Below are 23,782 nucleotides of genomic sequence, written 5' to 3'. Positions count from 1 at the left end.
CTGCCTTCTGCCATTCGGCGGTCGGCGTTCCCGTGCGCTGAGTCTCCGGCTAAGAGAGGTGTCACAGGCGTGATCGGCGCCTGCCGGGCAGGCGACGGTTGGAATGCGGTTCTTGAAATCTGACAGCAGGCTCATCGGGGTCCTGTTGGTGCTCGCGATCACCCAGCTTGTTGGATGGGGTACAATAGGTCTTCCTGCCATCGTCGGGCGCGATCTCGCTGCCGATCTCGGCATGAGCCTGCCGGCGGTGTTCGCCGGGACATCCGTTCTCTATGTCTCGATGGGGCTGTGCGCGCCGTGGCTCGCCAGATCGTTTGCACGGCATGGCGCGCGGACGGTCATGATGGTCGGCACGGTCGTCACCGCGCCGGGCTTCGTGCTGCTGTCTCTCGCGCATGAGCCGATGCTCTATTTCGCGGCCTGGATCGTCCTCGGCGTCGCCGGCAGCGCCACGCTCTCGACCGGCGCCTATATCATGCTGAACGAGATCGCCGGGCGGCAAGCCAAGAACGCGATCGGGGCCTTGATGCTGGTGACGGGCCTGTCCAGCAGCATCTTCTGGCCGACGACGTCGTTCCTCAGTGGGCACCTCGGCTGGCGGGGGACGTGCCTGGTCTACGCGGCCATGCTGATCCTCGTGTCGCTTCCGCTCTATGCATTCGTGGCGCCGCGCCGGAGACTTGCGAGGGACGATGGCGGCACGCCGGCCCGGGCTGCCGATGTGCCTGCGATTCCGAGGAGCACGTTCGGCCTCGTCGTCGCCGCGATCACGCTCAACGCCTTCGTCAATTTCGGCATCAGCGCCATCATGATCGAGCTGTTGCGGGCGGAGGGGCTGGCGCCGGCGCAGGCACTCCTCTTCGGCTCGATGCTGGGCGTGATCCAGGTCAGCGCCCGCGGGCTCGATCTCCTCGGCGGCGGGCGATGGGACGGGATCACGACCGGGCTCGTCGCGGGCACCGCGCTGCCCGTCGCGATGCTGCTGCTGATGCTGAGTGAAGGCGCGACCTGGGCGGTCGCGGTCTTCATCCTGCTCTATGGCGCCGGCAGCGGCGCGATGGCGGTGGCGCGGGCCACCATCCCGCTCGTGTTCTACGACCAGGCCGAGTTCGCCAAGGCGGTGTCGATGATCGCGCTGCCGCTCAATCTGGCGTCCGCAATCTCGCCGCCGCTTCTGGTCGGCCTGCTCACCGAATTCGGCAGCCGCGGCGCGCTCGGTCTCACCTTTGTCTGCTCCTGCGCGACGGTGCTGATCCTGGTCCTGCTCGGCCGGCGGCGGCCGCGGGTGGTGGCGGCGGCCGTGTCCTGAGCCGATCAGGCAATATTCGCGGCGCGGAAAGTTGCGGACAGGAATTGGCTTGCTGCCGGAGCCGGGGATAGCCGTATGCCGCCAGTGCAGTGCTCAAGGCGCCAAAATAGTGTATCCGCTGGGGAGCGCGGCCGCTCAGAGCCGCCGCGCCAAAATCAGCTCTAAGATTCAGTTCCCCGGAGGAAATCGACATGTCGGCCCTGCCGCTTTCAGGCATCAAGATCCTTGACCTCACGCGCGTGCTTGCCGGGCCTTTGTCGGCCCAGATGCTTGGCGATTTGGGCGCGGAGGTGATCAAGATCGAGCGGCCGGGCACCGGCGACGACGCGCGCGCGTTCGGGCCGCCTTACCTGACCGACCCCGAGGGCAAGGCGAACAACAACAACTCGTTCTATCTCTGCGCCAACCGCAACAAGAAGTCGGTCACCGTCAACATCGCCAAGCCCGAGGGGCAAGCGATCATCCGCGAGCTCGCCAAGGACGTCGACGTCTTCATGGAGAACTACAAGGTCGGCGATCTCAAGCGCTACGGCCTCGACTACGAGACGATCAAGGCGATCAACCCCGGCATCATCTATTGCTCGGTGACCGGCTTCGGCCAGACCGGACCGTATGCGCCGCGCGCCGGCTATGACGCCATCCTGCAGGCGATGGGCGGCCTGATGAGCGTCACCGGTCATATCGACGGCGAGCCGGGCGAGGGACCGATGAAGGTCGGTCCCTCGATCGTCGACTACATGACCGGCATGAACACCTCGATCGGGATTCTCTCGGCGCTCTATCACCGCGACGTCAATAACGGGCAGGGCCAGCACATCGACGTCTGCCTGTTCGACACCGTGATCGCATCGCTGTCGCACTGGCTGCAGATCTACCTCGTCAACGGCAAGACGCCGCCGCGACGCGGCACCTGGGGCAATGGCGGCATGCCGGCCGGCGTGTTCCGCTGCACCGACGGCGAGCTGATGCTGGTGGTCGGCAATGACGGCCAGTTCCGGAAAACCTGTGCCGTGCTCGGCGAGCCGGAGCTGGCGAGCGACCCGCGCTTCATCAAGAACAACGACCGCGTCGTGCACGGCAAGGAGATCATGGCGATCTTCGCCGGCCTGTTCCTGAAGCAGCCGGTGGCCCACTGGCTGGACAAGCTGGAAGAGGCCGGCGTGCCCTCGGGTCCGATCAACAATTTCGAGCAAGTGTTTTCCGATCCGCATGTCCAGTCGCGCGGCATGCGGGTGAAGACCGAGCACAAGTTCGAGCCGGAGCTCTCGCTGATCCGCAACGCGCTGACTCTTTCGGGTACCCCCATCACCGAATATCGCGCCCCGCCGCTGCTCGGCGAGCACACGCACGAGATCCTCGGCGGCAAGCTCGGCTATGATGCGGGCAAAATCGAGACGCTGAAGCAGCAGGGGATCATCTAACTCATCAGAAGCTCTTACCCTCTTCCCTCGTGGGAGAGGGTGGTTCGCAGCAAAGCGGCGGCCGCTGAGGACGCGCGCGCGATGCTAGGCCTTGCCTGAGGCTTGCGCGCCATCCCCAGATAGTCCCGGTCCGTAGTCTCACAGGCTTCCGTTCCGCGCGAGACTCTGTTTCGATCTCTCCACTAACGTCGGGAGGGAAATGGATGTCCTACACGATCGGGTTCCAGGCCAAGGACCAGAAGGCAATTCTGGCGACCGAGGCAGCAACCGCCAATCAGGCCGTCGCCATCGTTGCCGCACTGCGGCAGAGTGCCGAGGAGATCAAGTTCATCCGCTCGCCGCAGGAAGGCGAGATGGGCATCGAGATGCTGCTGCTGCTCGCCAAGGAAGAGGCCGAGGAGATGCCGCAGCGGGCCTGAACCCGTCGCGACAACCACACTTCGATTAAAAGCGAAGCATGCCGGCTGCAGGATAATGTAGTCAGGCGTCGGTCTCGCTTGAACCGAAGGTGGCTGCATGAAACGCGAAGCGCTCCGCGTCGAACCGATCTCGACCTTTCTCGACCGCCGCAACGCACCGGTCTCGCCGGTGACGCGCGCCGGCAACATGATCTTCGTCGCCGGCCTGCCGCCGTTCGACCCGGAGACGGGCGAGATTGCGCAAATGCCGATCGAGCGGCAGAGCGAGATCGTCATGGAGCAGATGAAGCTGTGCCTCCAGACGGCCGGCGCCTCGCTCGACAACGTCATGAAGTGCAACGTCTACTGCACCTCGACGAAATATTTCGCCGCGTTCAACGCCATCTATGCGCGCAATTTCCCGATCGATCCGCCGGCGCGGATCTTCGTCTGCACGCCGGAATGGTTCGGCCCCTTCGACGTCGAGATCGACTGCATCGCGATGGCGTGAGGGACTACCGCGCCGCAACCCGCGCCGGTGCCTTCGTCTCGGCTTTTCCCGCCGTCAGCGCCATCGTCGCCACGCTGACCACGCGCGAAACCACGTCCTCGACGTCGTCGAGGTCGCATTTGCCTTCCGACAGCTTTGTCAGCCGCTCGCTTTCGCGGATGGTGTGGTGTGCCATGGCGAGCGCGAAGTTGAGGCCCCAATAGATATCGACGTCGCTGCGGTCGGGCAGGGCGCGGCGCATCGCGCCTGCGAATTTGCGCAAATGGTCGATCTCGCGGTTCTTGATGCGGCGGATCGGCGGCACGGATTCAATCGAGGCGCGGATCATGAAGCGCGCTGCGGTCGAGCGCTGGTTCTCAGGCCCGAGGCAGCCGCGCAGCGTCGGCCCGACCAGCGCGTGCAAGATCACCTCGATCGGCGCACGGCCGCCGCCTTGCTCTTCCGCCGCCTTCAATTCTCGCAGGCGCTCGCGGTTGGTGGCGATCGAGCGGGTGACGAATAATTCCGCGATCAGCTCATCCTTCGAGCCGAAATGATAGTTCACCGCGGCGAGGTTGACACCCGCCTCCGCGACGATGTCGCGCAGCGTCACGTCGCCGAAGCCGCGATCGGCATAGAGCCGTTCGGCGGCGGCGAGAATGGCAGATCTCGTGTGATCGCTGGCCATGGGAAGTCCCTGAGGGAGGGAGTTGCAATTCAAACAGTTGTATGAAACTATCGTTTGAAGGCCGGAGATGTCAATCGCAATCGGGATTCGTTCGCAACTTGCGAAGCCGGTTCCGAAGCGTCCGCAAGCTGCGCGCTTGCGGGCTGCGCGCAGCGGGAGGACGGTCCGGCGCAAAACAGGCTCGCGAAGCAAACAGGTTCGCAAAGAGAGACGAGGAGCGTCCCATGGATTTCGATCTGTCGCCCAAGCAGAAGGAATGGCTCGACCGCGTGCGGTCTTTCATGGCCAAGCACGTGCGCCCGGCGGTGCCGATCTATGATCAGCAGGATCACGCCGGCGAGCGCTGGAAGGTGATCCCCATCCTCGAGGACCTCAAGAAGAAGGCGAAGGCCGAAGGCCTCTGGAACATGTTCATGCCGCCGTCCGAGCATGAGGATGATGAATTCCGCGGCGCGGGATTGACCAATCTGGAATACGCGCTGCTGTCGGAAGAGATGGGCCGCATCACCTGGGCCTCGGAAGTGTTCAACTGTTCCGCGCCCGATACCGGCAACATGGAGGTGTTCATCCGCTACGGCTCCAAGGAGCAGAAGCGCAAATGGCTGCGTCCGCTGATGGACGGCGAGATCCGCTCCGCCTTCCTGATGACGGAACCGGCGGTGGCCTCGTCGGATGCGACCAACATCGAGACCCGCATCGAGAAGGACGGCGATCATTACGTCATCAACGGCCGCAAATGGTGGTCGTCCGGCGTCGGCGATCCCCGCTGCAAGATCGCGATCCTGATGGGCAAGACCGATTTCAAGGCGGCCAAGCATCAGCAGCAGTCGCAGATCCTGGTTCCGCTCGACACCCCCGGCATCAAGGTCGAGAAGATGCTGCCGGTGTTCGGCTTCGACGACGCCCCGCACGGCCACGCCCAGGTGCTGCTCGACAACGTCCGGGTGCCGAAGGAGAACATCCTGCTCGGCGAAGGCCGCGGCTTCGAGATCGCGCAGGGCCGTCTCGGCCCCGGCCGCATCCATCACTGCATGCGCACCATCGGCAAGGCCGAGGAGGCGCTGGAGAAGATGGTGAAGCGTCTGTCCTCGCGCAGCGCCTTCGGCAAGAAGATCGTCGAGCACTCTGTGTGGGAGCAGCGCATCGGCGATGCCCGCACCAACATCGAGATGACGCGCCTGCTCTGCCTCAAGGCCGCCGACATGATGGACAAGGTCGGCAACAAGACCGCGCAGGCCGAAATTGCCATGATCAAGGTCGCAGCGCCCAACATGGCGCTGAAGATCATCGACGAGGCGATCCAGGCTTTCGGCGGCGCCGGTGTCTCGGATGAGGCGGGCCTTGCCAAGGACTACGCCCACATCCGCACGCTCCGTCTCGCCGACGGTCCGGACGAGGTGCACAATCGCGCCATTGCCAGACTTGAGGTTCGGAAGTATGCAAATTCTCCCAATCATTGAGAGGGAGGGCCGGGAGGCGCTCCCGATCTGAAGAAACGACAGGGCATGATGCGGTGACCGCTTGACGCAAGTGCGTCAGCGGTTACCGATTAGGATCATGCTCGACCTGAAATGGTCAGGACTGAAGAGGGAGCGTCATCGTGGCTGACGGCGTCAGGAAAGACGAAGAGTTCTCGGGCACCAAGCCGGTCGAGGAGCGTCATCGCTTCGACGAGATGCGGCTCGAAGCCTGGATGCGCGACAACGTCGAAGGCTATGAGGGGCCGCTGGTCGTGCTCCAGTTCAAGGGTGGCCAGTCCAATCCGACCTACCGCCTGAACACGCCGAAGCGCTCCTATGTGATGCGCCGCAAGCCGTTCGGCAAATTGCTGCCCTCGGCGCACGCGGTCGATCGCGAATATCGCGTGATCGCAGCGCTCGGCAAGCAGGGTTTCCCGGTCGCGCACGCCTATGCGCTGTGCCAGGACGACAGCGTGATCGGTGCCGCCTTCTACATCATGTCGATGGAGGAGGGCCGGGTGTTCTGGGATCCGACGCTGCCGAGCCAGACGCCGGAGGATCGTCGAAAAATCTTCACCAGCAAGATCGAGACGCTGGCGAAGCTCCACATGTACGACCCCACGGCGATCGGGCTCGGCGAGTTCGGCAAGCCCGGTAACTATTTCGCGCGTCAGATCGACCGCTGGACCAAGCAATATCGCGCGTCCGAGACGCAGCACATTCCCGAGTTCGAGAAGGTCGCCGAATGGCTGCCCAAGACCGTGCCGGAGCAGGCGCGCGTCTCGATCGTCCACGGCGACTATCGCCTCGACAACATGATTTTCCACGCGACGGAACCGCGCGTGCAGGCGGTGCTGGACTGGGAGCTGTCGACGCTCGGCGATCCCATGGCCGACTTCACCTACCTGTTGATGCAGTGGATCATGCCGGGTCTGCAGGGCGCCGACCTCAAGGCGCTCAACATCCCGAGCGTGGAAGAGGCCGCGCAGATCTATTGCAACGTCACCAAGATGACGGTGCCTGATCTCAACTGGTACTTCGCCTACAATCTGTTCCGTCTCGCCGGCATCACGCAAGGCATCGCCGGCCGCGTCCGCGACGGCACCGCCGCCAATGCCAAGGCGCTCGAATCCGCCAAACGTACCGTGCCGCTGTCGCAGGCCTCATGGGAATACGCGCAGAAGGCGGGGGCGGTTTAGAAGAGACAAAGGCGCGGCTGTTGGGCCGCGCCTTTTCGTTGTCTCGCAACGCTTTATCGGGTGGACATGCGCCCATGATCGATCCAACGACCCTGATCACCTACACCCTCATCGTCCTCGGCTTCGTCTTCATCCCCGGGCCAGCCACGATGCTGACCATGGCGCGAGCGGCAAGCTCGGGGACAAAGGCCGGCATTGCGACCGGCGCAGGGATCGCAGCGGGTGACTTGTTCCACACGACGATGGCAATCGTCGGCCTTTCGGCCGTCATCGCCACCTCCGCGCTGCTGTTCAGCGTCATCAAATACGCCGGCGCGGTCTTCCTCATCTATCTCGGCATTCGCGCCATGCTCGACAAGGCGCCACTCGGGGTCACCGGCGACGCGCCCTCGATCTCCGTGGGACGGGCATTCCGGCAGGCCGTGCTGACCGAGATGCTCAATCCGAAGACCGCGCTGTTCTTCCTGGCGTTCCTGCCGCAGTTCGTCCGGCCGGAACACGGCGCGATAGCGCTGCAGCTTGCGGTCTTCGGCGTCGTCTTCGTGTTGCTGGGCCTGTTGAGCACAGTCGTGTTCGCCGTCGGAGCCGGTCGTCTTGGCAACCTCCTGCGTCATCACCCGGCGGTCGTGCGGTGGCAGGGCAAGGTGGTCGGGACCATCTATTGCGCCGTCGGGGTGCGGCTGGCCTTGCAGGAGCGATGAGGGGCGTGGAGGCCCTAGGGAATGTAGTCTTCGAATTCCCATTTTCCGAGGCGGCCTAGCTTGTCTGCCACGTTCTTCCAGGATGCTCCCGAGCATTCCGCACAATAGGTTTCGACAAACGCTTGCAGTCGAGCATAGTCGTATCGCTTCACAAACACATGGTGCCGCCCAATCGTGATGTCGTGCTCCATAGTCGAGCTGAACCAGTCGGGTGTGCAGAGCATGAAGTCGAAGGATTCTTGTCCTGGCCCATCGGCGGGGCCGACGATAGCCATTACCAGAATCCCAAATGGTCCATCTGGCGCGAAGGTCTCCAACGGGTCCGCGTCCGGGCTGTGTAAGAATCTGAGTTTGGCAGTAATCATGAGCGCGCCATTCTAAGCACTTTCGTAGGGCGGATTACGCTGCGCTAATCCGCCCTACGCTTTCAATCCTTCGCACAATGCGCGATCAGTCTCTCCACAAACCCCGCGCACTTTTCCAGCTCGGCCATCTCGACGAATTCGTCCGGCGTGTGCGCCTGTGCGATCGAGCCGGGGCCGATCACCACCGAGGGGATGTCGGCTATGCTGGCAAACAAACTCGCTTCGGTGCCGAAGGCGACCTTGGCGTGGTCGTTGCGCCCGGCAAGGCTCTTGGCCAGCGTGACGATCGCGGCGTCGGCGGCGGTGTCGAGCGCTGGGTAGTCGAGGATCTCCTCGAAATCGATGCCGCACTCCGGATGCTGCTTCTTCATCGCCGGTTCGAGCTCGGCCTTGGCCCAGGCGACGATCGCATCCGTCACCTCCCTGGACTCGGTGATACCGATGCCGCGGCATTCGAAGTCCACCGTACAGGTATCGGGCACGATGTTCAGCGCGGCGCCGCCGTGCACGATGCTGGTGAGCAGCGTCGAATGCGGAACGTCGTAGAGGCTGTCGCTCGCTCGCACGGCTGCGAGCGCCACGGCGCGGCGGCGGATCTCGACGATCAGCTCGGCGGCATATTCGATTGCGTTGACGCCGTCAGGTGCGATCGAGGAGTGGCGGGCGAGCCCGCGAAACGTCGCGCGCACGCCGTGCTTGCCCTTGTGGCCAATGATGACCTTCATCTCGGTCGGCTCGCCGATGAAGGCGCCGAGCGGTATGATCCGTTTCTTCGCGACCTCGCCGAGCATCGGCCGCACGCCGACGCAGCCGATCTCCTCGTCGTAGGAGATCGCGAGATGAATTGGCGTTGCGAGCTTTGCTTCCAGCATCTCCGGCACCATGGCGAGGCACACCGCGACAAAGCCCTTCATGTCGGTGGTGCCGCGGCCGTAGAGCTTGCCGTCGCGCTCGATCAGCCTGAAGGGATCGTGGCTCCAGTCCTGGCCCACCACAGGCACGACGTCGGTATGGCCCGACAGCACCAGGCCCGGGCGGTCCTCGGGGCCGATCGTGACCCACAGCGAAGCCTTTTGCCCGGTCGTGTCGGTGATGCGCTCGCCCTTGATGCCGAACGCGGCGAGGTAGCTCTCGATATGGGCAATCAGGGGCAGGTTGGTGCGGTCGCTGACGGTGTCGAAGGCGACGAGGTCGGCGAGGAGTTTGCGAATACGGTCGGGTCTTGAGCTTGGCATTGTCTCGTTCTGTCAGGGAGTATGGAGGCTGAGGTGCTTGCAGGAACCATACCAACGCGGTGGCTGATTGCGCAAATCAACACAGGCCCGTAGCCCGGATGGAGCGAAGCGTAATCCGGGGCCTTCGTGCCTCATGACGGGACCCCCGGATTGCGCTGCGCTCCATCCGGGCTACAAGATGTCGCGCTGCCCGACGGGCAAAACACCCAATTGGTCGGTCAATCCGCGTTGCCAAAAATATTCCACTTTACCGAAATTCGGAAATGGCGTATGTGTCGCGGCAACCCGGCCCAAGGAAGAGGGGCGTATCGCGATCGTCACGAACGCGGGCCGGGCGGCGGTGGACGCAGGTGACATCGGCGCGAAGGACTTCGCAGGGCGGGCAACCGTGAGCGAGGGTGTCGCGCACACGACCGGTGTGATCCGCGTACGGCAAAATCGTGTGGTCCTGGCGCCCGGGGTCTGTGCGTCAAGTGTTGCGGTGATGTGGCGGCCCAACCGGGCACGCGCATCAGCCATCCGCAAGGCGACGGGGGCAATAGTGCAACGCTCCCCGGGGAGAGCACGACATAAGCCGTAAAGCCACTGCGCAGGGAAGGCCGGGATGTCCTGGTTGCCCTGTGGTCTTTCCGCCTGTGCTTTTCTGCACACGCAGATCTTGCGCACAGGCGGCCATGGGAGCCAACCGGCTCCCGGCCTTCCCTGCGCCCTCTTTCAATGAGGGTGAGGCGATGAAGCAAAGCTCGGGCGAACAAGCCGCGAGGATGCGGACGTTTGTCTGCACGTCGAAGGCGAATATCGAATGCTTCCGCAAGTATCATCCGAGACCGTCACCCTGAGGCGGCCGATTCTTCAGCGGCCCTCGAAGGGCGACAGCCCGGCTGCATCTCGGCCGTTCATCCTTCGAGGCTCAGCTTGCGATGCGTGCGCATCACAAGCTTCGCGCCTTAGGATGACGGAGCTGATATCAGCGACGAGATTAAACCGGCTTGCCCGTATACGGCATCGACGCGGTGAGGCCGCCGTCGACCGGGAACGCCTGGCCGTTCACATACGAGGCTTCGTCGCTGGCCAGGAACAGGCCCATCGCCGCGAGCTCATGCGGTTGGCCGGGGCGCTTGAGCGGATTGAGCTGGCCGATCTTGTCCTGGGTGCCGCGCTCCTTGGCGCGGTCGAAGATCGGTTTTGTCATGCCGGTCTCGATCAGGCCCGGGCACACCGCGTTGATGCGCACGCCGGTGCCGGTGAGCGAATACGCCGTGGTCTGCACTAGGCTGATGACACCGGCCTTGCTCGCGGCATAGGGATGTCCGCTGGCGCCGGCCTTGAGGCCCGCGACGGACGCGGTCAGCACGATCGCGCCGGACTGCTGCTTCACCATGTGCGGCATCGCATGCTTCACCGCGAGGAACGGCCCGATCAGATTGACGCGCAACACCTCCTGCCAATGCTCTACGGTTTGCTCGCCGAGCGGGACGAGCCCGCCGGAGACGCCGGCATTGGCCCAGATCACGTCGAGCCGGCCATGCGTCTTCACCGCCTTGTCGATGACGGCGATGACGTCCGTCTCGGAGCCCGCGTCCGCGATCATGGCTTCCGCGACGCCGCCGGCCTTCTTCACCTCCTCGACGGTCTCCTTCACCGCCTCGGTGCGATCGACCGCGATCAGCTTGGCGCCTTCCCGGGTGAACAGCAGCGCGGCGGCGCGACCGATGCCGCTGCCGGCGCCGGTGATGATGACGGATTTGCCTTGCAGGCGGCCCATGCGTTTCTCCCTGTGGTGCCCCGCGCGACGCTTGCCGCGCGACGGAATTTCAAACAAGATTTCAAACGGTAAAGTGTCTTGAGACACGTTCACACCTGACGTACAGCGACATCAAACGGGATGGAAGGGTTTCGATGGCAGGCGCAGACAAGCCCAATGTGGTCATGACACGGTGGTGGTGGGTCCGTCACGCGCCGGTGCGCAACGACGGCGGCAACATCTACGGGCAGAGCGATATCGCCTGCGACACCAGTGATACCTATGTGTTCAACGCTGTTGCCAAGGTGCTGCCACGCACGGCGGTCTGGTATTCGAGTAATCTGATGCGCACGCACCAGACCGCGGAAGCGATCTGGGCGGCGGGTTTCCCAAGGCCCGCGTCGATGAAATGGGAAGCGGACCTCGCCGAGCAAAATCTCGGCCGCTGGCAGGGCATGAACCGCGCGCAGTTCATCGCCAGCCGCCCCGTTGGAACGAGCTGGTTCGCCGACATCAACGAGCCCGCGCCCGGCGGCGAGAGCTTCATGGATCTCTACAACCGCACGCGCCGCACCATCGAGCGGATCAACGCTGAGGCGGGAGGCCAGGACATCATCGCGGTCGCCCATGGCGGCACCATCAAGGCGGCGCTGGGGCTCGCACTCGACGGCCAGCCGGAGCGGGGATTGTCGTTCGACATCGACAATTGCTCGGTGACGCGGCTGGATTATTTCGCAACTCCCGAGCGCAAGGTCTGGCGGCTGCCGATGGTGAACCAGCAGCCGTGGATCGCGGATGCCGCGCACGCGGCGATGCATCAGCCGGCGGGACCGGAAGTCAAGAAGCTGGCCTGACGAACCCGTCATTCCGGGGCGCGACGAAGTCGCGAACTATGGTGCGCAATTGCGCACCTGAGAATCTCGAGATTCCGGTTCGGTCCTGCCGACCGCTCCGGAATGACTTAGAAAACGAAAATCAATCTGGGAGAGAAACATGACCTTGTTCGACATGAAGGGGAAAGTCGCCGTCATCACCGGCTCGACGCGCGGCATCGGGCTTGCGATCGCCGAGCGCATGGCCGAGCACGGCGCCAAGGTCGTGATCTCATCGCGCAAGGCCGACGTCTGCGAGCAGGTGGCCAAGGGGATCAACGACAAGTTCGGCAAGGGCGCCGCGGTCGCGGTCGCCGCTAACATCTCATCGAAAGAGAATCTGCAAAACCTTGTCGACGAGAGCAACCGCGCCTTCGGCAAGATCGACGTGCTGGTCTGCAACGCCGCCTCGAACCCGTATTACGGTCCGCTCGCCGGCATCTCCGACGATCAGTTCAGGAAGATCCTGGACAACAACATCGTCGCCAACAACTGGCTGATCTCGATGGTGGTGCCGCAGATGATCGAGCGCAAGGACGGCTCCATCATCATCGTGTCATCGATCGGCGGATTGAAAGGCTCGACCATCCTCGGCGCCTACGCCATCTCCAAGGCCGCCGACATGCAGCTCGCGCGCAACCTCGCCTGCGAATACGGCAAGGACAACATCCGCGTGAACTGCATCGCGCCCGGCCTGATCAAGACCGACTTCGCCAAGGCGCTGTGGGACAATCCGGAGAACCTGAAGGCCTCGACCGCGCGCTCGCCGCTCCTGCGCATCGGCATCCCCGACGAGATCGCCGGCGCCGCTGTGTTCCTGGGGTCCAAGGCCGGCGACTTCATGACCGGCCAGACCATAGTAATCGACGGCGGCGCGACGATCAGTTGAGAAGCGTTGTAGGCCACGGTGTGGCCGCGAGTGACGGTGCGCTCCCTCTCACGCTCGCGGGCTACGATATTCACACATCGCGGTTGAAGAGCGAAAGAATGGCTGATTCCATGTGGTCTTCCTGAAGAGCTTGGACTGGGGCGGTTTGGCGAGCGTCGCCTGGAAAAAGGGGGGCCTTTCTTCTGGGCCGCCTCATCGCGTCGGGCGGTAGAAGGCTGCGGGTGCGTCGATTGGGCGGCACTCGGGCGGGAGAGATTCGCCTGACCCGGCGCTTGCGTAATGAAGCCTTCAGCTGCGAGGAGATGCTGTCGGAAGCAGCCGGGCGGACGGCGGAACGCTGCATGGGACGGCACGTTCTGGCGATCCAGGACACGACTGTGCTGCGCTCGGAGGGTGGCGGGGGTGAGTATCTGCATGCCGTATTGGCTCTGGATGCACAGGACGGTGCGATCCTTGGACTGATCGACGGTTGCTTCCTGGAGCGTGAGGGCGGCCGGCGGGCAGCGCGGCGATCCGTACCGATTGAAGAGAAAGAGAGCTTCCGGTGGCTTGAAGGCGCTGACCAGGCGGCGTCGGTGTGCGCCGGCGCGGCTTCAATCGCGGTGATTGCCGATCGCGAGAGCTATATTTTTTGAAGCGTTTGCGTTGCGTCCCGAACGCGTTGATTTGCTGGTGCGTGCGGCGCATGACCGTGCGCTTGCCGATGGCCATGCGCTGTTTGCACGAGCCGATGCACTCCCTGCGATGGGGCGGGCGGAACTGGAGTTGCCCGCCAAGTCCGGGCGCAGGCGGCGCATCGCACAGCTCGAAATACGCTTCATGTCGGCGCAGCTTGCGCGACCCAAGAACGGATTGCGCGCCAACTGGCCGGAAAGCGTCGCCGTGAACGTCATTGATGTTCGCCAGACCAACCCGCCAGCTGGCGAGGCTCCGATCCACTGGCGGCTTTTGACGACACACGCAATAACCAGCGAAACGGAAGCCTGGGCGACGGTCGATCTTTATCGGCAACGCTGGGCCATTGAGCAGCTGTTCCGCACCCTCAAGACCGCAGGCTTCGACATCGAGCGCGTACAAATCGAAGACAAGGCGCCTCGTGACCGGTTGATAACTGCGACGTTGATCGCGGCTGTGCGCATCCAGCAATTGGTGCACGCCCGTGACGGTGGTCCGGGACCTCTGCGGCCTCTGAGTGATGCTTTCGAGCCCGAAGACATTTCACTGCTCGAGGCCTGCTGCGCCGACCTTGAAGGCAAGACGGAGCGGCAGAAGAACCCCCATCCGAAGGGATCGCTCGCGCGCGCAGCCTGGGTCTGCGCGCGTCTGGGCGGATGGACCGGCTACTACGGCAAGCCGGGTCCCGTCGTCATGCTCGAGGGCTGGCTTGAGTTCCAGGCCCTGAAACGTGGCACGAACCTCATGATGCCCCACCGCCAAGACCAGAGCGATGTGTGAATCTGGTAGCCCGCTTGCGGGGGAGGGCCGGGGTGGGGGTATCTCCGCGGACGAGAGCCCCAATGTGGAGAGAGCCCCCACCCGGCGCGCTGTGCGCGCCGACCTCCCCCGCAAGCGGGAGAGGTTGCACCGAGCTTGGCGCTTGATCATTCAACTCAAGCGACGCCACCTCACTCCACCGCCGCGTAAACCAGATCCCGCACCAGCGTGCGCGTAAAATCGCGCTGGCCCGGGCCCTGGCTCATGAACACCGCGAACAGATCCTCCTTCGGATCGATCCAGAAGAACGTCCCCGCAATGCCGCTCCAGAAATACTGGCCGACGCTGCCGGGGAACGGCGCGATGCCGGCCTCACGGCGCACGGCGAAGCCGAGGCCGAAACCGTGGCCGGGCGAGAGCAGGGTGCCGTTGGTCTGAACGTGCGGCCCGAGATGATCGGACGCCATCAGCTCCAGCGTCTTGCGGCCGATGATCCTGTGGCCGTCGAGCGTGCCGCCGTTGCGCAGCATCAGGCAGAAGCGGGCATAGTCCATCGTGGTCGAGACCAGCCCGCCGCCGCCGGACTCCATCACCGGCTGCTCGAGCACATTGAAGAGGGCGACCTTGTCGCCGGTCCAGGGATCGGCCGCGAACGGCTCGGCGAGCCTGCCCGCATTGGCCTCGGAGGTCGAGAAGCCGGTCTCGGCCATCTGCAGCGGGCCGAGCACGCGTTCGGTGAGGAACGTGCCGAGCGACTTGCCGCTGACGACCTCGATGATGCGGCCGAGGATGTCGGTGGAGCGGCTGTAGTTGAATTCCGCGCCGGGCTGGCAGACCAGCGGGAAGCTCGCCACCAGGGTGGCGTGCTCGGCGTTGGTGATCTTGCGGCTGCGGACGCGGGACTCCTGGTAGAGCTTGTGCACGGGGCCGTCGCCCTGGTGCTCGTAGGTGAGGCCCGAGGTGTGGCGGAGCAGGTCCTGCACGGTCATCGGCCGCGCCGGCGGCACCAGCTCCAGCTTGCCGTCCTTGACGATGCCGACCTGCTGGCTGGCAAATTCCGGGATGAACTTTGCAACAGGGTCGCTGAGCAGGAGGTGGCCGTCCTCGACCAGCGCCATGATGGCGACCGAGACGATCGGCTTGGTCATCGAGAAGATCCGGAAGATCGAGTCCCGCGCCATTGGCGTGGCGGACGCCGGGCTCTGCCTGCCGAGCGCCTCGAACCAGCCGATCTGGCCGCCCCTCGCCACCAGCACAGTGACCCCGGGAACGGTTCCCTTGTCGATCTCGCGCTTGAAGGCCTCCGACATGGCCTGCAGGCGCAGCCGCGACAGCCCCAGCGTCTCCGGGCGGGCCTCCGGCAAGGGCGGGGTGTGCGGCCCGATCGTGGCCTGTGCGGCGGTAGCGGTCGCTGTAGCGGTCATAGGCGCTCCCATTGTTCTTCATTGTCGGGAGGCGACTGTGGCCCAGAAACCCCGGTACAAACAAGCGAAGCCGGCGCGGTTCACGCTTGCAAACCGGTCGTCGCCTGTGCTTGAAAGCAGCCCTGATCCTAAGGCGAGGCAGGGTCTGTAGGAGTGTAGCTCAATTGGTAGAGCACCGGTCTCCAAAACCGGGGGTCGCAGGTTCGAGCCCTGCCACTCCTGCCAAGAAATTTCAATGACTTAGCGCGAAATTAGTCGAGGTCATGCTACCGGCTACTTCCCCGTGGGTAGCGTCTGGGTAGCAGTGCGGTAGTCCTTTGCCATCTCCAGAGGCCGGCGCCGAGTCTTCGTGGACGCGCGCCATATTGATCATGTTTGCAACCTTCTGGGACGTCGATTGCCGGCGCGGCAACCGATATACTTGACTTCGCGGAGCGGGCATGGTTCTCGCCGCCCTCGGAACATAGCGAACGGTGTTGGCATGCGCGCAGACATAGGTGCGTCGGGTGCCCAGTACTAGTTCGTCGGAGACGTGACGTGCGCCATTTCTTCGCATCACATCATCTTGCGGATGCCGGACTGCAGTGTGGCGACCCACGCGTCGTAGCCGCGATTTGAAAGATGGACCCCGTCGATTGTCGATCCGGCCGGAACTGCTTTGTCGATGGCGGTCCGGACATCGATCATCTCTACGCTGATGTCCTCGGCCATCCGCGCGAGTTCCTGGTTGAGCTGGGGCGCTAGGCCGGGTCGAAGCCGCCCCCGCGAGTGACGTCACCTGGTTCTATCGATGGGATCGTCACGATAGCAGTGCGGGCCGCGATGCTGTCGGATACCTTGAGCAGAGCGGCATGCGCCTTTGCAAACGTGGCGACGCGGTGGCGCGGTGGAACCGCGTCGTTGGTGCCGAGGGCGATGACGATCAGGGCCGGAGATGTGTTCGACAACAGCGAACGGGCATTGTCCGGCGACCGCCCGGCCGCAGATCGTCTCGGGCAATGGTGTCGCCTCGGTGATGCTGTCGCCGAGGACGGTGATCGGGCCAACGCGGCTCAGCGCTTGTCGGAACATCCATTGCCTGATGTCGGCGTGCTTGTGGCCGGTGGCTGGCTTGATGCCGGCAAGCTGGGAGACTGAGTGTTTGAAGATAACCGTTCGCCCGATGCAGCTTCGGCAGCGTCATGGCGAGGCCGACCGTTGCCAGAACGGCAACGGCCAATGATGCCCGCCAAAGTGGTGGCAGTCCGTATCACACGCGCAAATTAGCCGGTTTCATCTCCAGGCAAGCCCGCTCAATCGCCAAGCAGTGGCGCGTTCTTTTCCTGGCACTTTCGGACGGTTGGCTGCTGGCTACGGTGCTGCGCCCGACGCGATCGCGAGTTCGTCGATATCGTGCAGATGTTGCCCCATGCAGCCGATCAGACTCCGACTGATGGGGATCGTCAAGAGTCGGCGTTGTCCACACCCACGACGCGTTAGCTCGCGCGCGCTCTGAGGCCCAAGGGATTGATGATTTGCGAGGTACGGACGATGCCGCTTTGATGGCGGCATGCCTCGCCCGATCAAACGCCACACACCTACCCACGCGGACGGTAGGCCGCTCAAGATCACCTTCGGCGAGATGCACGGGACGGGCCTGCGCGGCGTGCTAATCTACTGCCATTGCGGCCATCATGTTGCCATCAGCGCCGATCGCTGGTCTGACGATGTTCGCTTGTCTGATATCGAGCCACGTTTCGTCTGCGGTGGATGCGGCAACCGCGGAGCTGAGGTCAGGCGGATTTCGAGCGGCAAGACCACCGCAATTTGCGCGCTCGAATGCGCGCCAGAATCCCAGGAATTTCTCGGGGGGGACCGCGCGAACTCGCAGGCTAGATCTCCGCTCTCTGATCCTGCTGATGAGCTTGTCAGCCAAGATAGCGGCCAAGGCACATGCCCCCACCAATAGGCCAGAAAAGACGGCGAGAAACCAATTTTGGATCATCCCTGATCTTGTCTCCATCTGCGAGCGCCTTACAAGCACAGCAGCACGAGGGCCCGCCAGCGTGAATCGGCGGGCCTCGTGTTCATCGCCCGCACTTCATCGATCGCGCTCCGCCATGCGGCGCATCTCGGCCGACACGATCGCCTGTTGCTCGAATGACAACTGCGCATACCTTGCCGCAATGTCGGTGCGCGTGGTTAGCAGCTTAAGGGATGCCGCTGTGATTAGACGGAATTTGTCTATTGGTTCCTCCTGATCTCGAATGCCGAGCAGGACTCCTCTGCGACACCGCATAATTCGATGGTTATACACGAGGGAGCTTTGCTCGACAAAGTGCTCATACCAACAAATCTTGGATCGCATCCATCCTGGATGTCCTGCACAAAGAGACGCTAAGCGCATCATTCGCTTGTCGATCACGATGAAGTCTTACGGCGATGGGATTGTGAACGCCAAGACTCCGCAAATAGGTGTTCATTGAGAACGCTGGTTCGTAAGCGTCAGGGCCATGGGCTTCCAGAATAATCGGCGCCGACGGCTGCGACGCGGCCGATTCCCGCACGAGATACAGTACGGCGGCAAAATGCTTTGTCGCATATGCTTTGATTGATCGCCATCGCTAAATGCCGCATGCATCCCGTCGTAATCGCGGGCGATCGCGAGGGCCTAAGGGGGGCATCAAGCTGCCTCGGTCGGTTCGGACAGCGGGGTGTCGCTCATCAGCGTGCTTCTGTGGGATGGGGAAATTGACGCGCATATCCGTCGCCGCACGCGCCGTTCCGCCTCACCGAGGTCACCGGCATGCTCCTCCTTGCCTGGGGCAATCGGCCATTCTTCGGATTTGCACTGCGCGCCGAGCGGCCCGACATCCTGCGGGGAATGGACGAGGCGCGGAAGGCTCCGAGAAGCGCCTCCATCATTTCGATCCGTCGGGGCCGCGGCGACGATTCGTTCCAGCCGGACCCTGGCACGGCGCCGAACCAGACGACCTTGGTGCGGGGGTATTACGCGTGTCGGTTGCTGGCGCGCTGCGCCGTTGCAGAGTTCCTTGCTCAACTTGCGCAGGTCACGATCAAGCTTGGGGCCCATCGCGTACATCCTGCCGCTCGAGAAGGATGTCGCGCTTAGCCGCTAGCGCGCTGTTTCCAAACGGTCTCGGCAAGCGCGATGTCGGTGATAGAATCCGCGCCGGAGGCCAAGGGTACGCCTCGCGCGGCGATATCGGAAACGAAGGCGTCGGCCTGGCGCCGAAATGCCCAGCTCTTATCACCCGTCAGCCGCGTGCTCTGACCATCGTGATCGACGATGACCTCCGCCTCTTGCTCGGCGAAAGGTGGCGGCAATTCCAGGGCCACTGCGCCGCGCTCGAAATCGATCGTTAGCCCCTCGCGCCAGCTGCCCTCGGAGCCGCCCACGAGATCCAGCGTGCAGGCGATGCCGTCAAAGTCGAGCGTGATGCGCGCGGCTCCCGAAATCTCGATCGAGCTTTCGGCGACCGTCGGCGACGGTCCGAGCAGGTAGCGCGACAGATTGATGATATGGCTGAAGACGTTCAGAAAATTGTCGTAGCCGGGACGCATCGCGGGCGGCAGCCAGTCGGGACCATCCTGCCAGAGTTCGATTCCGTCCGGTCGCGCTTCGCCGGTCATCACGAAATTGTCGTGCGACCGGCCCGTGTCGCCGCCGAAGCACCAGCCCTTGGCCCGGACAATGCGTCCGAGCGACTGGTCTTCGCGCAAGCGCGTCAGCACTTGAAGCGCCCGTGCCACACCGGCATCGTGACGCTTCATGTAGCCGATGCTGTAGACGAGGTTTTGCTGCCGCGCGGCTTCGACCAGCGAACTGGCCTGGGCCGTCGTGTAGGCCATGGGCTTTTCCGATAGCACGTGCCGGCCGCTGTTCAACGCGTCCAGGACGATCGGTCCTGTGGCACGACGCTTCGTCACGACGACGACGGCGGACACCGCACTGTCCGCGAGCAGCTCCCGATGCGTGCCGTAAACCCGGGGGATGCCGAACTTCTGCGCCGCGGCGGCAGCGAGGTCCGGCCGGAGATCGGCAATCGCGACGACGCGGCAGGCGGGATTGGCAGCGAAATTGGCGAGGTGGCACATCTGGCCGACCATGCCCGTTCCGATGATGCCAATGCCGGGTTTCATTGGCTAAGATCCTTTAGCGCTTCCGGATCACGAGGAAATGCGCCGGCTGTCCCCACGTGTTGATGAAGGTCGGATCCGACTGGGTGAGGGCGGTGACCGCGGACGCATCCCGTCGCCCGATCGCGCCAAAGATGCGATGGAAGCTGTCGAGCGTCGCAATGATGGCTTCGATGTCGGCGGCATCGTCGGCGAAAATGTTGGTGGTCCGGATCGTCTCGCGCAGCGACGCAAGGCCCGCGACCACGCGCGGCAGGCTCTCGCCGAAGGGGTCGTCGATCATGCCATCGACGTCGAGAACCAGCGCCTCGATCGATGCCGAGATCGCCTGCACGGCATCGGCTTTGCCGACCAGATAGAGCTTTCGTCCGCCGAGGAAGCTCAGGCGGCTGCGGTCGAGATGGCGCGTCGCGCGGTGCAGCTTCCCGTCATCGGACAGGACCTTCTTGTGCCAGTAGATGTTCAGGCTGTCGCGATAGGCCGGCCATGCCGAATGGACGTCGAAGCCCTCTTCATGCGCCGCCGCGCACAAGGTGGCCGCGTCGAGGAAGTAGCGATGCCGGACGAACGGATTTTCCAATACGTCCATCAGCCAGGATTCGAAGCTGCGGGTGTGCGGAATGCTGTCCCACTTCGCCTCGAACAGCATCTTTGCCGTGTCGAGCGGAGCGCGACCGCCCAATGCCTTGCCGGCCGCATGGATCGCCTTGAGCGCGAGCTCGAAGAAGCCGCCATAGCGCTCGTAATAGGACACGACGGCATAACCGTCCGGATTGAGCAGGCGGTGGAAGATGCCGAGCCATATTTCGCTCGGCTGCACCGTGTAGATGAAGCCTTCGGCATCGATGATGTCGAAGCGGCGATCGCTGCTGAAGCCCTCGACGTCGGCCAGTGCGAGCTCGCGGAGACGTTGGGTCAGACCGAAATGTGCGAAGTAGGCCTGGATCTTCGGGTGTGCATGCGGGTTCGGCTCGGCGAGCGTCATGTTCGCGCCCCAACCGGCAAACACCAGCGCGTTCTCGCCGGAATCGGGACCGAATTCGAGCACATCGGCATCGCGGAACAGCCGCGGCGGCAGCACCAGCTTGTCCGAAAACAGCTCGCGCCGCTGGCTGGCGTAAGCCTCTAGCTCGGTGGACGATTTGAAATTCCCGAACGTCGGCAGAACATCCTGACGTTCGTAATAGTTGAAGAGCTTGTCCTCAGCCATGCCGCGACCCTGCGGCCGCCTCGAGACGGTCGAGCTCACTCCAGATATCGGAGGGCGCGAAGATCGAAACGATCTGCAGCGGGCGCTTCACGCTCTCGCGCAGCCCGCTACTGACCTTGGCCTCGTTCTCCTCGTTCACGGCCAGGAGACAGACGAGCGGACCCGGCTTGCCGGCGAGATCCTCGGGCGAGCGGATCGGAATGCCGGTGCCGGGCAGGAACAGTCCCTGGCGCTCCTTCTGGTCGTCGACCGAGAGGTCGACGAGATCCGCCAGCTCGTGGGCGTTGGTAAAGGTACAGGCGCGGCAGCCGGCGCCGTAGATGGCAATCTCGGCGCCGTTGGCGCGGGCCTTCGTGAGAATCGGGCGGAGACGTGCGCCATACTCGCGTGCGTGCTGACCGAATTTCTCGCCGACGCCGGACGGCGCGGGCGGCGGCGTCACGTCGCCCTTGGCACGGCGGGCGGCGATCGCGAGAGTGCCGCCGCTGAAATTGTATTTCTTCACGGACACCGCCTCGAAGCCGTGGCGCGCCAGCAGCGTGAGCAGGGTCGGTTCGGTGAAATAGCTGACGTGCTCCTCCCAGAGGACGGAGAGGTCGCCCACTGCCGAGCCGGGCGCGAAATCCGGCACGTCGATGAACAGCAGTCCGTCGTCGCTGAGCGCGATCTTGACGCAGTCGAAGAAGTTCTCGAAATCGACGATGTGCTCCAGCACCTGGCGCGAGACTACGAGGTCGAACTTGCCGGCCTGGGCAACCGCGTCATGACACAGCTCCGGGCTGACCATGTTGGCATAGACCTTGATGCCGCGCTCGCGAGCGATCTTGCCCGACACCTGATTGGGCTCTACACCGACCAAGACCTTTGCGCCGCGTTCACGAAGCCTGTCCATGAACAGGCCGTCGTTGCATCCGATCTCGAACACGGACTGATGGCTCGAGAATTTTGCGATGGTATCGAGCTCGTCGACCTGGTGCGGCTCCGGCTTCCAGCTGCTGAAATTGTAGTTGAACTGCCGGTACAGAATGTCGGGATCGATCGGCTTGACGATCTGGGGCAGGCCGCAATCACCGCAGGCCAGCACCTCGAACGGATATCGTTCATCCTGCTCGTTTCGGCTATGCCGAAGCCGATGCGCAATCGGCATCAGTCCGAGGTCAATGACAGGGCGCAAATTGATCGAATGGCAGAGGCGGCAATGATCGGTCACTGGTTTGGCTCTGTGCAGGAAGAACAAGGAAACATCGGCGCCCCAGGCGATGCGCGACGCAGTTGAAGCCTATATCGCCCTACAGGTCGTGTCACAATTCTTAAGTTGCCGTGCGGGGTAAAACCCATTTCTGTCATGGTTAGACCGGCGCAGCGTCTGTCATTCGGCGACGGCCCGCGCCTGGTCTGCGCTGAAATTGGCGCGATCCGGTGCGGGGCGACGATGCTGCTGATGGTCGGCGACCATCGCTTGCCATGACGCCGCAACATCCATATCCGGACCGCGTCGCCGCTCGCGGGCAGCACCTGATTGAAAAAGTGCGTCGTCCTCGATCAGTCACGGCGGGCTCGCGGAGCGGCGATAGCAGTTGAAGTCTGTTGTCTCGCCAGATGCTGCATGACGAGCCCACCAAGCTCTGCGACATAGCCCTGGACCCCGGCGGCATCGTTGCCGTTGGGAGCCCAGTCGGAAAATGCCGTGCGTGAGGGATCGAACGGGCCAGCGGTGGTTTCGTGGAACACCAGCCATTCCGAGGTGATCAGGATCGAGTGGAAGACCTTTTCCGGCATGCGGTAATAGAAGTGGGCGCCTTGGCCGTACGGCGCCATCTCGAGCACGTCGCGAATGCGGCCGTCATCCTCGAAGATCACGACCTGCGCAGTGCCCTCGATCACGTGAAACGATTCAGGTTTGCCAAAATGCTTGTGGGGCCGGACATAGGCCTCGCGATGATGCACGATCAGCATCTCGTGGAGGCCGGCCGCGGGATCGGGGTGCGTGCACAGCCGGCTGCGGAGACGCGGGTTGCCGGCGGCGATGCGTTTCAGCTCCGCGATCGTGGCGTCGTCCACCGTGACGATGGCGTCGTCCGAATAATACACTTCCGGATTCTGCGCGCGTAGCGACGTCGGCCGGCGCAGGCCGGCTTCACTCGAAGAAGATGAACCCATGGTCGCCCCGATAGCCGCCTTTGTCGTAGATCCACGCCCAGGTTTCCGGGCCGTGGAAGCTCAGGCAGGTGAGCTGCCAGTAGAGGAGGTTCGCCTTCTCGCGCTCGTTGCGGAACGATTCCACCATCAGATATTTCGAGGCGCCGCGCCCGACGCGCTCGATCTCCGACACCGCGCGGAACACGTCCTCAAGCGGAAGGTTGTGCAGCACGCCGAGCGACACCACGAGGTCGAAGCTGTGATCGGGGTAGGGGAGCTCGAAGGCGCTGCCGACCTTCAGCAGCGGCCGCACCTCCTCCTTGGCGTTGGCGATGCCGTAGTCGGAGATGTCGATGCCGGCGATCGTGAGGTCGGGGACGAGCTGGGTGAACTCGTAGAGCAGGTAGCCCTTGCCGCAGCCGACATCGAGCACGCTCATGCCGGGCTTGATGCCGTAGCGATCGATCAGGGTCTGGGTGAGCGGGCGCCAGCGTCCGTCGTAATGATAGCCGCCATAGCCGTAGCGCCGGTCGCCGTCCCAGTAGTCGGGCCCCCATTGCCGCGCGACGGTGGCGGATTCCGCCTTGTCGTGCTCGACCACGCGCTGAACGTAGTTCCGCCTGGTCGATGCGTGCATCGGTTGGAGCAGTTTGATCTCGTTCAT

23 protein-coding genes and 1 tRNA gene are annotated in these 23,782 nt (G+C 63.6%); 13 read left to right on the top strand and 11 right to left on the bottom strand.

The features are described from left to right. Positions 1–103 precede the first annotated feature (103 nt). The 4 genes from GA0061098_RS16330 to GA0061098_RS16315 all read left to right on the top strand — a co-directional run bounded on the left by GA0061098_RS16330 (position 104) and on the right by GA0061098_RS16315 (position 3,639). The gene (locus tag GA0061098_RS16330; RefSeq protein WP_091957548.1) at positions 104–1,309 is read left to right on the top strand and encodes an MFS transporter; all 1,206 of its coding nucleotides are present in this window, start codon (positions 104–106) and stop codon (positions 1,307–1,309) included. 191 nt (positions 1,310–1,500) lie between these two features. Further along, on the top strand, positions 1,501–2,730 hold the full coding sequence (locus GA0061098_RS16325; protein ID WP_091957544.1) for a CaiB/BaiF CoA transferase family protein: 1,230 nt from the start codon (positions 1,501–1,503) through the stop codon (positions 2,728–2,730). A gap of 203 nt (positions 2,731–2,933) precedes the next feature. After that, positions 2,934–3,149, top strand: a complete 216-nt coding sequence (locus GA0061098_RS16320) for a hypothetical protein (protein ID WP_018322217.1) — start codon at positions 2,934–2,936, stop codon at positions 3,147–3,149. Positions 3,150–3,246: 97 nt separating this feature from the next. Continuing rightward, positions 3,247–3,639, top strand: coding sequence for a RidA family protein (locus tag GA0061098_RS16315; RefSeq protein WP_091957541.1), 393 nt, complete (start codon positions 3,247–3,249; stop codon positions 3,637–3,639). 4 nt (positions 3,640–3,643) lie between these two features. Here the strand turns inward: GA0061098_RS16315 and GA0061098_RS16310 are convergent, their stop codons facing one another. Beyond that, entirely contained in the window at positions 3,644–4,306 is a 663-nt protein-coding gene (locus GA0061098_RS16310) for a TetR/AcrR family transcriptional regulator (protein WP_091957537.1), read from the bottom strand. A gap of 224 nt (positions 4,307–4,530) precedes the next feature. On the opposite strand from GA0061098_RS16310, the gene GA0061098_RS16305 reads away from it, so the two are divergent. The 3 genes from GA0061098_RS16305 to GA0061098_RS16295 all read left to right on the top strand — a co-directional run bounded on the left by GA0061098_RS16305 (position 4,531) and on the right by GA0061098_RS16295 (position 7,666). Next, positions 4,531–5,766 (top strand): acyl-CoA dehydrogenase family protein, encoded by a 1,236-nt coding sequence (locus tag GA0061098_RS16305; RefSeq protein WP_091957532.1) that lies wholly within the window; start codon positions 4,531–4,533, stop codon positions 5,764–5,766. Positions 5,767–5,906: 140 nt separating this feature from the next. Continuing rightward, the gene (locus tag GA0061098_RS16300; RefSeq protein ID WP_091957528.1) at positions 5,907–6,965 is read left to right on the top strand and encodes a phosphotransferase family protein; all 1,059 of its coding nucleotides are present in this window, start codon (positions 5,907–5,909) and stop codon (positions 6,963–6,965) included. 74 nt (positions 6,966–7,039) lie between these two features. Then, positions 7,040–7,666: a LysE family translocator gene (locus GA0061098_RS16295; protein ID WP_091957524.1), complete on the top strand. Its 627-nt coding sequence runs from the start codon at positions 7,040–7,042 to the stop codon at positions 7,664–7,666. A 14-nt stretch (positions 7,667–7,680) separates the two neighbouring features. Here GA0061098_RS16295 and GA0061098_RS16290 read toward each other — a convergent pair whose 3' ends face one another. The 3 genes from GA0061098_RS16290 to GA0061098_RS16270 form a co-directional block, all read right to left on the bottom strand. Beyond that, positions 7,681–8,031 carry an immunity 8 family protein gene (locus GA0061098_RS16290; RefSeq protein ID WP_091957521.1) on the bottom strand — a complete coding sequence of 117 codons (351 nt, stop codon included), beginning with the start codon at positions 8,029–8,031 and terminating at the stop codon, positions 7,681–7,683. A 62-nt stretch (positions 8,032–8,093) separates the two neighbouring features. Beyond that, positions 8,094–9,266 (bottom strand): acetylornithine deacetylase, encoded by a 1,173-nt coding sequence (gene argE / locus GA0061098_RS16285; protein ID WP_091957517.1) that lies wholly within the window; start codon positions 9,264–9,266, stop codon positions 8,094–8,096. A gap of 979 nt (positions 9,267–10,245) precedes the next feature. Next, on the bottom strand, positions 10,246–11,031 hold the full coding sequence (locus GA0061098_RS16270) for an SDR family NAD(P)-dependent oxidoreductase (protein WP_091957509.1): 786 nt from the start codon (positions 11,029–11,031) through the stop codon (positions 10,246–10,248). A gap of 134 nt (positions 11,032–11,165) precedes the next feature. Between GA0061098_RS16270 and GA0061098_RS16265 the strand changes: the two genes are divergently transcribed. The 4 genes from GA0061098_RS16265 to GA0061098_RS16255 all read left to right on the top strand — a co-directional run bounded on the left by GA0061098_RS16265 (position 11,166) and on the right by GA0061098_RS16255 (position 14,226). Then, positions 11,166–11,864, top strand: a complete 699-nt coding sequence (locus tag GA0061098_RS16265) for a histidine phosphatase family protein (RefSeq protein ID WP_165637397.1) — start codon at positions 11,166–11,168, stop codon at positions 11,862–11,864. Between the two features lie 139 nt (positions 11,865–12,003). After that, positions 12,004–12,771: an SDR family NAD(P)-dependent oxidoreductase gene (locus tag GA0061098_RS16260; RefSeq protein ID WP_091957501.1), complete on the top strand. Its 768-nt coding sequence runs from the start codon at positions 12,004–12,006 to the stop codon at positions 12,769–12,771. A gap of 272 nt (positions 12,772–13,043) precedes the next feature. Further along, complete coding sequence (locus GA0061098_RS46115) at positions 13,044–13,406, top strand: hypothetical protein (protein WP_245323372.1); 363 nt, start codon at positions 13,044–13,046, stop codon at positions 13,404–13,406. A 10-nt stretch (positions 13,407–13,416) separates the two neighbouring features. Beyond that, positions 13,417–14,226: an IS4 family transposase gene (locus GA0061098_RS16255; protein WP_245323369.1), complete on the top strand. Its 810-nt coding sequence runs from the start codon at positions 13,417–13,419 to the stop codon at positions 14,224–14,226. Between the two features lie 170 nt (positions 14,227–14,396). Here GA0061098_RS16255 and GA0061098_RS16250 read toward each other — a convergent pair whose 3' ends face one another. Beyond that, on the bottom strand, positions 14,397–15,629 hold the full coding sequence (locus tag GA0061098_RS16250; protein WP_165637396.1) for a serine hydrolase domain-containing protein: 1,233 nt from the start codon (positions 15,627–15,629) through the stop codon (positions 14,397–14,399). A gap of 149 nt (positions 15,630–15,778) precedes the next feature. On the opposite strand from GA0061098_RS16250, the gene GA0061098_RS16245 reads away from it, so the two are divergent. Next, positions 15,779–15,854 (top strand) — tRNA-Trp (locus tag GA0061098_RS16245). Positions 15,855–16,184: 330 nt separating this feature from the next. Here the strand turns inward: GA0061098_RS16245 and GA0061098_RS45000 are convergent. Next, the gene (locus tag GA0061098_RS45000; protein ID WP_165637395.1) at positions 16,185–16,340 is read right to left on the bottom strand and encodes an SGNH/GDSL hydrolase family protein; all 156 of its coding nucleotides are present in this window, start codon (positions 16,338–16,340) and stop codon (positions 16,185–16,187) included. Between the two features lie 204 nt (positions 16,341–16,544). Here GA0061098_RS45000 and GA0061098_RS16240 point away from each other — a divergent pair, with 204 nt between their 5' ends. Further along, positions 16,545–16,766: a hypothetical protein gene (locus tag GA0061098_RS16240; RefSeq protein WP_129590870.1), complete on the top strand. Its 222-nt coding sequence runs from the start codon at positions 16,545–16,547 to the stop codon at positions 16,764–16,766. A 1,971-nt stretch (positions 16,767–18,737) separates the two neighbouring features. On the opposite strand, the gene GA0061098_RS16220 is transcribed toward GA0061098_RS16240, so the two are convergent. The 5 genes from GA0061098_RS16220 to GA0061098_RS16195 form a co-directional block, all read right to left on the bottom strand. Continuing rightward, positions 18,738–19,772: a Gfo/Idh/MocA family protein gene (locus GA0061098_RS16220; protein WP_091957488.1), complete on the bottom strand. Its 1,035-nt coding sequence runs from the start codon at positions 19,770–19,772 to the stop codon at positions 18,738–18,740. 13 nt (positions 19,773–19,785) lie between these two features. Next, a complete protein-coding gene (locus GA0061098_RS16215) occupies positions 19,786–20,979 on the bottom strand; it encodes a class I SAM-dependent methyltransferase (protein ID WP_091957828.1) in 1,194 nt (397 codons plus the stop codon). Then, positions 20,972–22,189: a class I SAM-dependent methyltransferase gene (locus tag GA0061098_RS16210; RefSeq protein WP_165637394.1), complete on the bottom strand. Its 1,218-nt coding sequence runs from the start codon at positions 22,187–22,189 to the stop codon at positions 20,972–20,974. The genes GA0061098_RS16215 and GA0061098_RS16210 overlap by 8 nt, the downstream gene beginning before the upstream one ends. 332 nt (positions 22,190–22,521) lie before the next feature. Next, the gene (locus GA0061098_RS16200) at positions 22,522–23,139 is read right to left on the bottom strand and encodes a WbuC family cupin fold metalloprotein (RefSeq protein WP_091957484.1); all 618 of its coding nucleotides are present in this window, start codon (positions 23,137–23,139) and stop codon (positions 22,522–22,524) included. Further along, positions 23,117–23,782 carry a class I SAM-dependent methyltransferase gene (locus GA0061098_RS16195; RefSeq protein WP_091957483.1) on the bottom strand — a complete coding sequence of 222 codons (666 nt, stop codon included), beginning with the start codon at positions 23,780–23,782 and terminating at the stop codon, positions 23,117–23,119. Before GA0061098_RS16195 ends, GA0061098_RS16200 begins: the two co-directional genes overlap by 23 nt.

The sequence above is a fragment of the Bradyrhizobium shewense genome, assembly GCF_900094605.1.
GTDB classification, from domain to species: Bacteria; Pseudomonadota; Alphaproteobacteria; order Rhizobiales; family Xanthobacteraceae; genus Bradyrhizobium; species Bradyrhizobium shewense.
This window is presented reverse-complemented; position numbering and strand designations above follow the sequence as displayed.